Raw genomic sequence first — 13700 nt, 5'->3', positions numbered from 1 at the left:
TATGACACAGTCATCCGGTAAAAAGGCCTCTGAACGCGCCAGCACTTTGTTGGCGCTGTTCGCGCGTGAGGGCTATCGACGGATCGAACCAAGCGTGCTGCAGCCGGTTGATGCGTTTCTGGATCTGTCGGGGGAGGATATCCGCCGCCACATGTTCCTGACACAGGATTCAGACGGTAACGAGCTGTGCCTGCGCCCCGATTACACTATCCCCGTCAGCCGCGATTATCTGGCTGAGCGCGACAGTGATGCATCTGCGTCGCTCAGCTATCTCGGCCCGGTATTCCGCCAACGCGCGGGGCGAGCGGGTGAGTTTCCGCAGGCTGGTATCGAATCTTTCGGGCGGCTCGACCGTGAAGCAGCAGATGCCGAAATCGTTGCGTTGGGCTTCGAGGCATTGACGAGCCTTGGCGTGGCAGCGCCATCTATCCGCATGGGCGACATCGGGCTGCTGCATGCCCTGCTTGATGCGCTTGATATCTCGCCCGTACAGCGTCGACGCATTCTGCGTTCGGTTTCGGAAGGGCGTCCGTTAACATCTGGAAATGGATCGGCCGGCACCAGCACAAACCACGCTGGCCTGCTTGCAGCCCTTGAGGGGCAAGATCCAACCGCCGCCCGCGCCTTCGTGGAAGATATCCTGTCGATTGCAGGCATCAGCAGTGTGGGTGGACGCTCTGCTGGCGAAATCGCCGAACGCTTCCTCGCCCGCGCTGCTGACCGTAACGGCGGCGATCTGACGGACGAGCAGTTCGCAATCCTCACCCGCTATCTGACAATAGAGGGTGATCCTGATTTCGCAGCTTCCACGATTCGCGAACTCGCGAGCGAGGCAAGTATCGATCTGGATGCAGCGCTTGATTCCTTTGAAGCACGCACTGGGTTCATCGCCGCGCGTGGGCTTGATGTCGGCGCGATCAGCTTTGCGGCGGGCTTTGCCCGTCATCTCGATTACTACACCGGCTTCATCCTTGAAATCCACGACAGGGACCAGCCCGACACGCGCCCGATTCTGGGTGGTGGTCGCTATGATAGTCTACTGACGCATCTTGGCGCGCCGGAGCCCGTGCCCGCAGTTGGCTTTGCGCTCTGGATCGATAGGCTGGATGCAGGAGAACCCGCATGACTGCGCCGCTGATCATCGCTGTCCCCTCCAAAGGCCGCCTGCAGGAAAACGCTTTTGCCTTCTTTGCCCGCGCGGGGTTGGACCTTCTGCGTCCCAACGGCGCGCGCGATTATCGCGGCGCTATCAAGGGCCTGCCGGATGTGGAGGTCGCCTTCCTGTCTGCTTCCGACATCGTTGGCCAACTGGCGACAGGCGCAGCGCATTTCGGCATTACCGGCGAGGATTTGCTACGTGAGCAATTGGCGGATGCCGATGCTGCTGTCGAGTTCATCGCACCGCTCGGCTTCGGACTGGCAGATGTGGTCGTTGCCGCGCCGCAGGCCTGGATTGACGTGCGTTCGATGGCGGACCTTGATGATGTCGCCGCCGATATCCGCTTGCGTCATGCACGGCGACTACGCGTGGCAACAAAGTACATCAACCTCACACGCCGGTTTTTCGCCGTCCATGGCATCAGTGATTACCGCATTGTGGAAAGCCTCGGCGCGACAGAGGGCGCACCCGCTGCGGGCACGGCTGAGATCATCGTCGATATCACCACGACCGGTGCAACCCTTGCAGCCAATGCACTCAAAATCATTGATGATGGCGTGATTTTGCGTTCGCAGGCGAATCTGGTGGCCTCTGTTTCAGCAGAATGGTCAGGCGCAGCCCGGCGCGCGGCGCACACGATTCTCACCCGCATCGCGGCTGAGGAAGAAGCCCGCAGCACCCGCGAGCTCACGGCTGTATTGCCAAAAGGCGTGCGCCTGCCTGATGATCTGACAATAGCTTTTGGCGCCTCGCTACCGTTTGGCTTGCCTGATGCGCAAGGCCGGGTGGTTCTGCATTGCCCGGTTTCCAAGGTTTTCGCACTGGCTGATCGGCTTGCCGCTGCCGGCGCTGACCCTGTCACAGTGCGCTCTGTCGATTGGGTGCTGAGGCGCACAAATCCGCTGATTGAGCGTTTGACGGCCCGTATTGGCGAAACTGTTACTGCATGAATGCGGGATAGGCTGACTTGAGGATTGCCTCAGTTACATGAGACAGTTATGGTTTGCCGCGCGTTTTTCTTGTCACGACGGTCTGATGACCGTGGAGCCTTCGGAATTGATGAAGCCCATGAAGTCCGCTAACTCACAGTCTGTCTCACCGCAGCCTGCCCGCTTTTGCTTTATTGCCCTGGCTGCCGCTGTCAGCACCGCCTTGCTGGCCGGTTCAATCAGTGCGCACGCACAAGGGTCAGACCCCGGCATGATGCGTGGCAATGAAGGCAAGCCAGCCACTGGCCAGGTGCCGCAGCAGATCGAAAAGCAATTTCCGGTTGGTGCTTCCTGGGTGGTCTTAAGCCTCAATGGCAAGACATATCCTGCAGATAACAACCGGCCTTTCTTCGTCCTCGACAGCCAGTTCCAGTTGCGCGGATTCGGTGGTTGCAACACGTTTTCAGCAACAGCTTATCCATTGCGCAACCAGGGCTTTGCGGTGAGTCCGTTTGCTGTCACGCGCAAAAGCTGCGGCCCGCAGATTGATGCGGCAGAACGTGCATTTCTGCTTGCATTGCGTATGAGCCAGAAATGGGATGTGGTCAAAGGAAACCTTATTTTACAAGGTGCCAATGGCACAATCCGTGCGGACCGCTCACTTTAAATTAAAAAAGCATGAGGCGTTTCCCTTGACAGCCTGAGGGGCGACAACTATCTGTCGATCATCCGTTAGCACTCTCTTGGCGTGAGTGCTAACAGGGCTTCAAGATTCATCATAACCGCGCCTTGAGCGCGTGCTTGAAAGAGGAAACGGGTTCATGACATTCCGTCCGTTGCATGACCGCGTGGTCGTTCGTCGCGCAGATAGCGAAGAAAAGACCAAGGGTGGCATCATCATCCCTGATACCGCTAAGGAAAAGCCCCAAGAGGCTACCGTTGTAGCTGTTGGCCCCGGTACGCGTGATGAGAACGGCCGCCTTGTTGCGCTCGACGTGAAGGCTGGCGATCGCGTGCTGTTCGGCAAGTGGTCCGGCACCGAAGTGAAGATCGGCGGCGAAGATCTCCTCATCATGAAAGAGTCAGACATCCTCGGGATCGTCGGCTGAACTTTCGTAATTCCCCATTCTATTAGGCAGGAGTTTTAAAGCCATGGCTGCCAAGGAAGTAAAGTTTTCCGCTGATGCACGCGAGCGCATGCTGCGTGGCGTCGACACGCTTGCTAACGCTGTTAAGGTAACGCTTGGTCCCAAGGGCCGTAACGTTGTTATCGAGAAGTCGTTCGGCGCACCTCGCATCACCAAGGACGGCGTCAGCGTCGCCAAGGAAATCGAGCTTGAGGATCGTTTTGAGAACCTCGGCGCACAGCTGCTGCGCGAAGTCGCTTCCAAGACCAACGACGTTGCTGGTGACGGTACCACGACCGCAACGGTTCTCGCTCAGTCCATCGTTCGTGAAGGTTCCAAGGCAGTTGCTGCCGGCCTGAACCCACAGGATCTGAAGCGCGGTATCGACGTTGCTGTTGAAGCTGCAATCAACGACATCAAGGCACGCGCCAAGAAGGTCGCCTCCTCGCAGGAAATCGCACAGGTCGGCACGATCTCGGCGAACGGCGAATCCTCAATCGGCTCGCTCATTGCTGAAGCAATGCAGAAGGTCGGCAACGAGGGCGTTATCACGGTTGAAGAAGCAAAGAGCTTCGAGACCGAGCTCGACGTTGTTGAAGGTATGCAGTTCGACCGCGGCTACCTGTCGCCTTACTTCATCACCAACGCTGAAAAGATGGTTGTTGAATTCGAAGACCCCTTCATTCTCATTCACGAGAAGAAGCTGTCGTCGCTTCAGCCTCTGCTGCCAGTTCTGGAAGCTATCGTCCAGACCGGCAAGCCATTGCTGATCGTTGCTGAAGACGTTGAGGGCGAAGCTCTTGCAACGCTCGTCGTCAACAAGCTGCGTGGCGGCCTGAAGGTTGCTGCTGTCAAGGCACCTGGCTTCGGCGATCGCCGCAAGGCAATGCTTGAGGACATCGCGATTCTCACCGCTGGTCAGACGATCTCTGAAGACCTCGGCATCAAGCTCGAAAACGTAACGCTCGCACAGCTCGGCCGTGCAAAGCGCGTACGCATCGAGAAGGAAAACACCACGATCATCGACGGCGCAGGTTCGCGCGAAGACATCGATGCTCGCGTTGCTCAGCTCAAGGGTCAGATCGAAGAGACTTCTTCGGACTACGACCGTGAGAAGCTGCAGGAGCGTCTTGCCAAGCTCGCAGGTGGCGTTGCAGTGATCCGCGTTGGCGGTTCTTCTGAAGTTGAAGTGAAGGAGCGTAAGGATCGCGTTGATGACGCGCTGAACGCGACTCGCGCTGCTGTTGAAGAAGGTATCGTGCCTGGTGGTGGTGTTGCTCTGCTGCGCGCGAAGGCTGCAGTTGAGAAGCTCTCCAGCGACAATGCTGATATCACCGCTGGTATCCAGATCGTTCTGAAGGCGCTTGAGGCTCCTATCCGTCAGATCGCTACCAATGCTGGTGTCGAAGGCGCGATCGTGGTCGGCAAGATCCTCGAGAACAACTCGCAGACGTTCGGCTTCAACGCTCAGACGGAACAGTTCGTCGACATGGTTGAGACCGGTATCGTTGATCCTGCGAAGGTTGTGCGTACGGCTCTTCAGGATGCAGCATCTGTTGCTGGCCTGATCGTCACCACCGAAGCACTCATCGCTGAAGTGCCTAAGGACAAGCCTGCAATGCCAGCTGGCGCCGGCATGGGTGGCATGGGCGGTATGGATTTCTGATCCAGCCTTCCTGACAGCAATGATATTGGACCCCGGCATTTTGCCGGGGTCTTTTTTTATGCTTTTGGCCTTGAGATATAAACGAAAAATTATCCGCGGATCACGCATCATTCCTTGAAGTGCACGCAGTTGCGGCGCACTTTTGCCGCAAGCTACCCTGCATGGTCATAACGGAACTAACATATTTGCACTTGCCACCCGTCATTTCCCCTTACATGATGGATTTACTATGTGCCGTCTTCTCGCCTATTCGGGTGACCCAACTTTTATGGATGCTTTAGTCTGCGCACCGAACAACTCGCTTGTGCGCCAGTCGCTCCATGCCTGTGAGGGCAAGACCGCCACAAACGGCGATGGCTTCGGCTTGGCCTGGTATGGAGATCGGGAAGAACCCGGCCTTTACCGTGACTTGCGCCCAGCATGGTCGGATGAAAATCTGAAATCGCTATGTGCCCAGGTGCGCTCGTCGCTGTTTTTTGCGCATGTGCGAGCAGCTACCCACACGGCCACCACGCGCGCCAATTGCCACCCCTTTTCCTGCGGACGATATGCTTTCATGCATAACGGACAGATCGGGCATTACCACAAAGTCCGGCGCAAACTGGAAGCATTGCTGCCAGATGAGCTGTTCGACCAGCGTGCGGGCACTACGGATTCCGAATTATTGTTTCTGTTGATCCTGGCGCACATGGAAACGGGCGATACGCCAGCACAAGCAGTTGTTGCCGTGATGGCAAAAACCAAGGCGCTGATGCTTGAGGCGCATGTTCAGGAAGCTCTGCGCTTCACTGCAATGCTCACCGACGGCCACACCATCTGGGCTTTTCGCGTATCCTGCGACCGCCGGTCGCCGGGGCTTTATCTGCGCGAGCGTCCGGGCGCGACGATCCTTGCCTCGGAGCCGCTCGATAGTCTGCGCGATGCGTGGACTCTGATCCCTGACAATTCGATGACCACGATCAGACACGGACTTGGCGCCACCACTGAGCCGCTCGTCATTACCGGAGACGCCTGGTCGGTCGCCGCCTAGCATACATGTCATCGTTGGCCTGCAACCTGCAAATGGCAACGCTTTGAGCTTCCGATATCACGTACCAACGTGCGCGGCGCTGGAGGCTCAAAGATCGCCATGCATCAAACCTGAAAGTGGATCACACATTTTGAATCATTGGATTCATAAGCTATTCACTTTGCTATAGTTTATTGTTTTGGCGCCTCTTCAAACAACATAAAAAAGTAAGCCTCATGTCACGCATTTTTTCTGTAGCGCGCGCCAGCGCAGCTGTTGGCGCCGCTTCCGTGGCATCTCGTATTCTAGGCTTCGTGCGCGATGTGCTTATCGCACAAGTGCTGGGAGCCGGTGCGATTGCTGATGCATTCCTCGTTGCTTTTCGCATTCCCAATGTCGTGCGCCGCGTGCTGGGTGAAGGCGGCCTCAATGCTGGCTTTGTGCCCTTGCTTGGAGCAATCACAGCGCAACAAGGACCGGAGGCCGCACGCCAATACGCCGGACGGGCGATCAGCAATGTCGCGTTTTTCCTCGTTATAATAACAGCATTAGCGCAAATCGCAGCAGGCCCCTTGGTACTGCTGGTGGCATCAGGCTTTGCCGATGAGCAGGACAAGTTTGCACTAACAGTGCTCTATACGCAGTTCGCCCTGCCCTTTGTTGCCTTTACCAGCCTTGCATCATTGATTGCAGCATATCTCAATGCGCAACGCCACTTCATTGCAGCGGCTGCCGCACCCGCTCTCGTCAATGGCCTGCTCATCATTGCACTGCTTGCTGCAGGCCAGGCAGAAGCAAATCCTGAAACCGGTCTGTGGCTAGCGGCTGTGGTGAGCTTATCCGGCCTGATGCACCTTGTTATAGTAGCCTGGGCAATGTTGCGGATGCCTGACAGACCGCCGCTGCGGCTGCCGCGCTTTGATGGCGCAGTTGGACATCTGCTGCGGTTTGCACTTCCCGCTCTTGTAGCAAGCAGCATGACACAGGTGATCCTGCTTGCAGCCACGATGATCGCATCGTCCGAACCTTCTGCTGTATCCTGGCTTTATTATGCTGATCGCGTTTTTCAGTTGCCATTGTCGTTTATCGGGGTTGCGGCTGGTGTTGTTTTGCTGCCCGAATTTGTTGCGCGCACACGCAATCAGGACCCGCAGATTGCCTCAACGCTGGCGACTTTCCTCAACGGTGCAGTGGCGTTGGCACTTCCCGCCGCAGCGGGGCTCATTGCGCTTGGATCAACGATCACCAGCATACTGTTTGAGCGTGGTGCGTTCACGATCAAAGATAGCGACGCCACCAGTGCTCTCTTGATGGCGTTAGCGCTAGGTCTGCCTGCAGCAGCAGCCAGCAAGATCCTGATTCAGCCGTTCTTCGCGCGCCAACAGCTTATGCAACCCATGCTTGCGGGCGCTTTGGGTGTGCTCGCCACCTTTACCAGCGCTTCCCTGTTTGCGCACTCCGCTGGTGATACGGTTGAAATCGTCTCGTTCGTCAGCATGCTACCTGTACAAATTAGCACTCTGGGCCTCGCCACAAGTGCAGGGCTATGGACGCAAGCACTCATGCTCGCCCTTATGACCCGTAGCGACGTGCAGTGGACATGGGCTTTGGGTGCGCGCCTGATCCGGCTTTCGCTCGCAGCCTTCATTATGGGATTAGTGGTAGCAACGTTTGATATGCTCGCCGCACCCTGGCTTGCTCCAGATCAGCCCATAGCACTTCGCGGCATCATTCTCACCGCTTTATGTGCTTTGGGCACGCTGGTTTATGTGAAAATCGTCAGCATGCTGGGCGAGATTGCCACGATCATGCCATGGAAAAACGGTTAGAGCATATATCCACTTTCTCGTTTTATGCATTAAGGTGCACAAAGCTATTGTCGTGGATCGCGCTTTTTCCTTGCAGAAAAATCTATGCCTGCGATAACCCGCCAGTAATAAGTGCGGTATTCGCAATTAATGTCAGACTTGATGAAAGGGATGGGGCAACGCCATGTCCGTCTTGAAAGAACGTGTTTTTTCCGGCGTACAGCCCACCGGTAACCTGCATCTGGGCAATTATCTGGGCGCGATTTCGCGCTTTGTTGCTCTGCAGGAACGGTTTGAGTGCATCTATTGCGTCGTCGATATGCACGCCATCACCGTGCCGCAGGATCCAGAGGCGCTAACCCGCCAGATTCGCGAAGTCGCGGCGGCGTTTATCGCCAGCGGTGTTGATCCCAAAAACCACATCATCTTCAACCAAAGCCAGGTTGCAGAGCATGCGGAACTTGCGTGGGTGCTCAATTGCGTAGCGCGCATGGGCTGGATGAACCGCATGACGCAGTTCAAGGAAAAAGCCAGCAAGGACCGCGAGAATGCCTCGCTCGGCCTCTACGCTTATCCAACGCTGATGGCCGCTGATATTCTGGTGTATCGCGCGAATGCCGTGCCTGTTGGCGAGGACCAGAAGCAGCATCTGGAGCTGACGCGCGACATTGCGCAGAAGTTCAATAATGACTTTGCCTCATCCATTGCCCGCAATGGCTTTGGCGATACCTTCTTCCCTCTGCCAGAGCCGCTGATTCAGGGCACATCAACACGGGTGATGAGCCTACGTGATGGCACCAAGAAGATGTCGAAATCAGACCCTTCCGACTACTCGCGCATCAACCTCACCGATGATGCTGACGCCATTGCCCAGAAGGTTCGCAAAGCCAAGACTGATCCTGAGCCCATTCCAGAAACGGTTGAAGAACTGGCCAACCGGCCGGAGGCGGAAAACCTCGTTGGCATTTTTGCAACCCTCGCCGACAAGCCCCGTGAGGCCGTGCTGGCAGAATTTGCGGGCAACCAGTTTTCAGTGTTCAAAAGCGCACTGGTCGATATCGTCGTAGCAAAGCTTGGCCCTATCGGTGCGGAAATGCAGCGTCTTGTTGCTGATCCAGCTTATATCGATTCGGTTCTGGTCGATGGTAGCGATCGCGCCCGCGTGATTGCCCGTCAGACGATGGATGCGGTGAAGGACATCGTCGGCTTCGTGCGCGCACGCACCTGACGAACACGCGCTTTGCCCTATTGAAGCGCAGCCAGAAACGCGCCACATTAGAAACGAAACAGCGGGGGATATTGCCCCGCTGAGGATTGTTCACCGCCGCCCTTGAACCGGTTTGGTGAGGAGAGAAAAATGTTTATTCAGACTGAAACGACCCCCAATCCAGCCACGCTGAAGTTCCTGCCTGGCCGCGATGTATCGCCTGATTCCCCGATTGAAATTCGCTCCGCGACAGAGGCTGCACATGCACCACTTGCCGCACGGCTGTTCGATATCGATGGTGTTTCGAACGTATTCTTTGGGTCGGATTTCATTACCGTCACCAAGAATGAAGGCGAGTGGCCGCATCTGAAACCCGCTATACTCGGCGCAATTATGGAGCATTTTCTATCAGGTGCACCGCTTATCGCCGATGGCCATAGCCAGGCAGGCTACGATGACGGTGATGAGTTTTTCGATGATGCGGACCTTGAAACTGTCGAGACCATCAAGGACCTGATCGAGACACGTGTACGTCCGGCAGTGGCCAATGATGGCGGCGATATCACCTTCCGTGGTTATCGCGATGGCATCGTTTATCTGGCGATGAAGGGAGCTTGCTCTGGCTGCCCATCCTCAACCGCGACCCTACGCCATGGCATCGAAAACCTGCTGAAACACTTCTTGCCAGACGTCCAAGAAGTGCAGGCGATCTAACGCTCAAGTATCGCAATTTTCGCTTCAGCTTGCATAAATGCAAACCTGGTTTGCATGGCGAGTCCCCACCTGAGGCATAGCGTATTGGTGCATCGCAGCATATCTTCTCCGTTGATAGCAATATTTTCATATCAACGGAGATGGGAATGACATCCGGCACCAACACTGCCCAGCCACTCGATTCCGCAGCGCTGGCACAACTATTCACCGAAGCCCGCACCCATAATGCATGGAAAGATATTCCCGTATCGAATGCAACGCTGCGCGCTGTGGCAGAACTATCGAAGTGGGGACCAACAGCGGTTAACGCCACGCCTGCACGCTTCGTATTCGTGCGCTCGCCAGAAGCCAAGGCGCGGCTTGCGCCACATTTAAGCGAAGGCAACCGCGCCAAATCGCTCGCCGCACCCGCTACTGTCATCGTCGGTTATGACACCGAGTTCTACAATCAGCTGCCAAAGCTGTTTCCTCATGCCGATGTGCGCCCGCTATTTGAGGGCAAGCCGGAGGCGATTAAGGAAACCGGATTCCGCAATTCTTCCCTGCAGGCGGCCTACTTCATTCTGGCCGCGCGTGCACTGGGACTTGATACTGGCCCCATGTCAGGCTTCAACAATGTGGGCGTTGATGAAGAGTTCTTCCCGGATGGCAAAATCAAAAGCAATCTGCTGATCAACATCGGCTACGGCGACCCCGCTGGCCTATTCGGCCGCTTGCCACGTCTTGAGTTTGAGGAATACGCCAGCATCATATAATTCTGGCTAGTAAATCCCTTTGTAAAATACCTTGGGCGACATGTGAAAGTGTCGCCTGTAAGGGGTGACAAGTTCTCCGCTTCGTATCATACAGAAACGAATGTTGTATGATGCAGGCATGTGAGGTAGGGGTTTGCGCGTTCTAGCCATCGATACGGCGCTCGGCGCCTGCGCGGCCTGCGTAATTGATACGCAGGCAAGCATTTCCAAGGCAGGGCCGGAAACGGTTGCCGATGGCGCACCATCGCAAACAGATTCTCACGACGTCGTGGCAGAAGAAACCTTGCTGCTGGAACGTGGCCATGCCGAGGCACTCCTGCCGCTGATAGAGCGGGTCGTCAAGCAATCTGTGGCAGCAACTGGCAGATCAACGCAAGACGGCTTTGCCGCGCTTGACCGTGTCGCAGTAACTACCGGCCCCGGTAGCTTTACAGGATTGAGAGTAGGCATCTCAGCCGCACGCGCCATTGGTCTGGCTGCGAATATCCCTGTCGTTGGTGTTTCCACGCTTTCAGCTGCATTAGCACCGTTGTTGCTGACAACGGATTTACGTCAGCCGGTGCTTGGCGCCGCCATTGATGCCCGCCATGGTGCAATCTATTTTCAGGCGACAGCGCCCGGCGGCCGCGTGATTGTACCAGCGCGGCATCTGCCCATCAAAGAGGCTGCCCGTCTGCTCGGCACGGGACCTGTCACGCTGGTGGGCCCTGCAGCTGAACTGTTGGCAGCAGAGGCAATCGCAATGGGGCTTGATGTCCTGATTGCTGATTCCGGCCCCGCGCCAGACATCCGCTGGATAGCGCGCCTTGGCTTTGCGGCAGATCCTTACACCGCCCTGCCCCAACCGCTTTATTTACGGGGCGCTGACGCAAAACCACAGAACAAGGCTCATCTTCCGCGCCAATAATTGCTGCATCACTCAGTAGGACGTTTGCTGAATTTGTGCCCTATCTGATTATTTATGCAGCATTTTATGTAAAAGGCGGTATCCTGTTTCAGGTATGAAGTGCCAGAATGCTCCATCCGATTCACCCCGCAGCTTAGTGTTGATGCCATGATGTTTCGTGATCTCTTCGGCTCTCATCGCCCCGCCCTTCATGTCACTGAATTGACCAGTGAACACGTGCCAATGGCCTCAGCCATTCATGCCGCCAGCTTTGCGCGAACATGGGGCACACTGGAACTGGAACGCATGATCGCCAGCGAAGCGATTTTCGCTGATGGCGTTTTTGCAGGCGGCAGCAACACGCTGCTTGGCTTTGCGTTATCGCGGCTTGTGGTGGATGAGGCCGAAATCCTCACCATCGCCGTTAGCCCCGATGCGCGCGGCCACGGTGCAGGGCGCGCCCTGCTCACTCATCATCTTGCCCATCTGGCGCGCCGTGGCGCGCGCAATGTGTTTCTGGAAGTGGACGAGGGTAACGAGCCAGCTTTAGCGCTCTATCGGCATGCACATTTCACCGAAATTGGACGCCGCCCTGGCTATTATCCGAAGGCAGATGGCTCAAGCGCAACAGCAATAACCATGCGCGCATCCCTCGATTAATGGACGCGCCGATCTTCACGTCAGCGAGCCTGCAAATAGAGGCTTTCTATACGCCTTGGAACTCATGAACAAAAGCCAACGCTGTTCCCGACTTTGACAAATCATCATTTACAGGCTCACTGACGTTCAGCTCAGCGTATTTGTGGGCGCATATTCTTGCGGCCTTTTGCAATGAGAGGGGTTTGCCTTTAATGTATCGCGCAAAAAAGCGGGCACTGTTTTTAGGATAAATTTGATGCAAAAACAAAGAATTAGAGCAAAATAGCGATTCAGATTTAATCCGTTTTGCTCTAATTGAATTTTCGAATTAAAGGTAAGTCAGAAAGAACATTTTGCCTGGTCATGTCTCAGACAAACCGTTCTGTACTCAGACTTCATTATTATTGAGGATGCCGCGGAGAGGACCAATGACACACCTTCCCAAATCAGCCTCAACCAACATGACGAAAACGATGAAAAAAGGCAGCTCCTCGCGCGAAAAGAATGCCATCGAGCATTTGTGCACCACGCATGGCCTGCGCATGACCGGCCAGCGCCGCGTTATCGCGCGCGTAATTGCTGAAGCGCAGGATCACCCTGACGTGGTGGAGTTGCACCGCCGCGCCACCCTGATCGATGCCAACATCTCGTTATCAACGGTGTATCGCACGGTGAAGCTGTTTGAGGATCAGGGCATTATCGAGCGCCACCAGTTTGGCGATGGCCGCGCCCGTTATGAAAGCGCCCCAACCGAACACCACGATCACCTGATTGATATGAACACCGGCAAGGTCATCGAGTTTCAATCGGACGAAATTGAAGCATTACAGGCCGAAATTGCTCGTAAATTAGGCTACCGACTTGTGCATCATCGGCTTGAACTTTATGCATTGCCACTAGACGATCAATCGAAATAGGCTTTTTGAGCCAGAAGGCTTTGAGCAATAATCGATGAGCACGCTCCGATTTTACAGCCGCGTTGCGGTGCTTGTGCCAGTAACAATAATCGGCATTCCGCTACAGTGGATTGTCGTGCGTTTTCAATGGCCGGGGCGGCGCACGATTCCGATGCTCTACCATCGCATTGTCTGCGCTACACTCGGCATCCGACGAATCGTACATGGCACACCACCGCGCGGCAAGGCGGCACTGATCGTCTCCAATCATGTTTCATGGCTTGATATTTGCGTGCTATCAGCACTGACGCCACTGTCGTTTATTGCAAAATCCGAAGTCGGCACCTGGCCTGTAGTCAGCTTGCTGGCACGGTTGCAGCGCACTTTGTTCATTGACCGCACACGCCGCAAAGATACTGCCCGCACCAACGGCGCTGTCGCCGAGCGATTGCAGGCTGGCGATGCCATCGTGCTTTTTGCCGAGGGCACTACAGGCGATGGCACGCGAGTGTTGCCCTTCCGCTCCGCATTGGTAGGCGCAGCGCGGGAGGCATTGGCATCGGAAAATAGCAACAATCTTGACGTGGTGCTGCAGCCACTCGCCATTACCTACGTTCGCCGGGATGGCCTGCCACTGCGTCGTGGGGATCGTCCTGATATTGCCTGGCACGGCGATATGGATCTCGTGCCGCACCTGAAGGGCATTATGTCCGGTGGCCCTATCGATGTGCAGCTCACCTGGGGCACGCCCATCCCTTTCACCGCCGAGACCGATCGCAAACAGGCAACGCGGAAGATGGAAGAGGAAGTACGCGCACACGTGCGAGAGGCCCTTTCACAGGGCGGCCATATTTAGAGCGCCGTTTGACTAAATAGACGCAGCTGCAACGCCCTAACTTTCTGTG

The 13700-nt window shown here is 55.9% G+C and carries 14 protein-coding genes; all 14 read left to right on the top strand.

Going from position 1 to position 13700, the window contains the following annotated elements; translation table 11 throughout:
- Position 1 precedes the first annotated feature (1 nt).
- A complete protein-coding gene (locus VRZ32_RS10590) occupies positions 2-1126 on the top strand; it encodes an ATP phosphoribosyltransferase regulatory subunit (protein ID WP_414525696.1) in 1125 nt (374 codons plus the stop codon).
- Positions 1123-2109 (top strand): ATP phosphoribosyltransferase, encoded by a 987-nt coding sequence (hisG, locus tag VRZ32_RS10585; RefSeq protein WP_414525695.1) that lies wholly within the window; start codon positions 1123-1125, stop codon positions 2107-2109. Before VRZ32_RS10590 ends, hisG begins: the two co-directional genes overlap by 4 nt.
- A 118-nt stretch (positions 2110-2227) precedes the next feature.
- Positions 2228-2755: an META domain-containing protein gene (locus VRZ32_RS10580; protein WP_414525694.1), complete on the top strand. Its 528-nt coding sequence runs from the start codon at positions 2228-2230 to the stop codon at positions 2753-2755.
- 154 nt (positions 2756-2909) lie between these two features.
- Positions 2910-3197 carry a co-chaperone GroES gene (gene groES / locus VRZ32_RS10575; protein ID WP_414525693.1) on the top strand — a complete coding sequence of 96 codons (288 nt, stop codon included), beginning with the start codon at positions 2910-2912 and terminating at the stop codon, positions 3195-3197.
- A 43-nt stretch (positions 3198-3240) separates the two neighbouring features.
- On the top strand, positions 3241-4881 hold the full coding sequence (gene groL, locus VRZ32_RS10570; RefSeq protein ID WP_414525692.1) for a chaperonin GroEL: 1641 nt from the start codon (positions 3241-3243) through the stop codon (positions 4879-4881).
- Between the two features lie 229 nt (positions 4882-5110).
- Positions 5111-5911, top strand: a complete 801-nt coding sequence (locus VRZ32_RS10565) for a class II glutamine amidotransferase (RefSeq protein ID WP_414525691.1) — start codon at positions 5111-5113, stop codon at positions 5909-5911.
- A 215-nt stretch (positions 5912-6126) separates the two neighbouring features.
- Complete coding sequence (gene murJ / locus VRZ32_RS10560) at positions 6127-7719, top strand: murein biosynthesis integral membrane protein MurJ (RefSeq protein WP_414525690.1); 1593 nt, start codon at positions 6127-6129, stop codon at positions 7717-7719.
- 163 nt (positions 7720-7882) lie between these two features.
- Complete coding sequence (gene trpS, locus VRZ32_RS10555) at positions 7883-8926, top strand: tryptophan--tRNA ligase (protein WP_414525689.1); 1044 nt, start codon at positions 7883-7885, stop codon at positions 8924-8926.
- A gap of 129 nt (positions 8927-9055) precedes the next feature.
- The gene (locus VRZ32_RS10550; RefSeq protein WP_414525688.1) at positions 9056-9619 is read left to right on the top strand and encodes a NifU family protein; all 564 of its coding nucleotides are present in this window, start codon (positions 9056-9058) and stop codon (positions 9617-9619) included.
- Between the two features lie 146 nt (positions 9620-9765).
- Positions 9766-10374 (top strand): malonic semialdehyde reductase, encoded by a 609-nt coding sequence (locus VRZ32_RS10545; protein WP_414525687.1) that lies wholly within the window; start codon positions 9766-9768, stop codon positions 10372-10374.
- A gap of 133 nt (positions 10375-10507) precedes the next feature.
- On the top strand, positions 10508-11281 hold the full coding sequence (gene tsaB / locus VRZ32_RS10540) for a tRNA (adenosine(37)-N6)-threonylcarbamoyltransferase complex dimerization subunit type 1 TsaB (protein WP_414525686.1): 774 nt from the start codon (positions 10508-10510) through the stop codon (positions 11279-11281).
- Between the two features lie 150 nt (positions 11282-11431).
- A complete protein-coding gene (locus VRZ32_RS10535) occupies positions 11432-11920 on the top strand; it encodes a GNAT family N-acetyltransferase (protein WP_414525685.1) in 489 nt (162 codons plus the stop codon).
- A 452-nt stretch (positions 11921-12372) separates the two neighbouring features.
- Entirely contained in the window at positions 12373-12816 is a 444-nt protein-coding gene (locus VRZ32_RS10530; protein ID WP_414526197.1) for a Fur family transcriptional regulator, read from the top strand.
- Positions 12817-12850: 34 nt separating this feature from the next.
- Positions 12851-13651 carry a lysophospholipid acyltransferase family protein gene (locus VRZ32_RS10525; protein ID WP_414525684.1) on the top strand — a complete coding sequence of 267 codons (801 nt, stop codon included), beginning with the start codon at positions 12851-12853 and terminating at the stop codon, positions 13649-13651.
- The last annotated feature ends 49 nt before the right edge of the window (positions 13652-13700 follow it).

It is taken from the genome of Pseudochelatococcus sp. G4_1912 (assembly GCF_047501465.1).
Taxonomy (GTDB): domain Bacteria; phylum Pseudomonadota; class Alphaproteobacteria; order Rhizobiales; family Beijerinckiaceae; genus Pseudochelatococcus.
Note: the sequence above shows the minus strand (reverse complement) of the source record. Positions and strands in the feature narration are given on the sequence as shown.

Coding starts and splice junctions, on each gene's coding strand:
- VRZ32_RS10590 (WP_414525696.1), top strand. CDS start 2: ATGACACAGTCATCCGGTAAAAAGGCCTCTGAACGCGCCAGCACTTTG.
- hisG (WP_414525695.1), top strand. CDS start 1,123: ATGACTGCGCCGCTGATCATCGCTGTCCCCTCCAAAGGCCGCCTGCAG.
- VRZ32_RS10580 (WP_414525694.1), top strand. CDS start 2,228: ATGAAGTCCGCTAACTCACAGTCTGTCTCACCGCAGCCTGCCCGCTTT.
- groES (WP_414525693.1), top strand. CDS start 2,910: ATGACATTCCGTCCGTTGCATGACCGCGTGGTCGTTCGTCGCGCAGAT.
- groL (WP_414525692.1), top strand. CDS start 3,241: ATGGCTGCCAAGGAAGTAAAGTTTTCCGCTGATGCACGCGAGCGCATG.
- VRZ32_RS10565 (WP_414525691.1), top strand. CDS start 5,111: ATGTGCCGTCTTCTCGCCTATTCGGGTGACCCAACTTTTATGGATGCT.
- murJ (WP_414525690.1), top strand. CDS start 6,127: ATGTCACGCATTTTTTCTGTAGCGCGCGCCAGCGCAGCTGTTGGCGCC.
- trpS (WP_414525689.1), top strand. CDS start 7,883: ATGTCCGTCTTGAAAGAACGTGTTTTTTCCGGCGTACAGCCCACCGGT.
- VRZ32_RS10550 (WP_414525688.1), top strand. CDS start 9,056: ATGTTTATTCAGACTGAAACGACCCCCAATCCAGCCACGCTGAAGTTC.
- VRZ32_RS10545 (WP_414525687.1), top strand. CDS start 9,766: ATGACATCCGGCACCAACACTGCCCAGCCACTCGATTCCGCAGCGCTG.
- VRZ32_RS10535 (WP_414525685.1), top strand. CDS start 11,432: ATGTTTCGTGATCTCTTCGGCTCTCATCGCCCCGCCCTTCATGTCACT.
- VRZ32_RS10530 (WP_414526197.1), top strand. CDS start 12,373: ATGAAAAAAGGCAGCTCCTCGCGCGAAAAGAATGCCATCGAGCATTTG.
- VRZ32_RS10525 (WP_414525684.1), top strand. CDS start 12,851: ATGAGCACGCTCCGATTTTACAGCCGCGTTGCGGTGCTTGTGCCAGTA.